The 211-nt window shown below is 47.9% G+C and carries 1 pseudogene; it reads right to left on the bottom strand.

The features are described 5' to 3' along the window. Positions 1-211: pseudogene (locus HJY11_RS14710) on the bottom strand (HTH domain-containing protein); the annotation flags it as partial.

The following is a 211-nucleotide window of genomic DNA, read 5'->3' as shown; positions in this document are numbered from 1 at the left end:
CGTCATGCTCTCCTGCGAGCTGATATGCCATACATATGTCTCTTTCTTCATCGGAAACACAGAGATCCTTCCCTCTTCCCTGAGCTCTTTTATATCTTCTTCCACTTCCTCAAGAGAAAGCGCTGTGATCTTCGCAAGTTCAGAAACCGATACCATGTCTTTCTCATGCTGGCGGATATGCAGCTCAATGACGTCAGCCGAGGATCCAGAC

Origin of the sequence: Bittarella massiliensis (ex Durand et al. 2017), from assembly GCF_017566145.1 — a bacterium.
Lineage (GTDB): Bacteria > Bacillota > Clostridia > Oscillospirales > Ruminococcaceae > Bittarella > Bittarella massiliensis_A.
The sequence above is the reverse complement of the archived record's forward strand: the minus strand, read 5'-3'. Positions and strand labels throughout refer to the sequence as shown.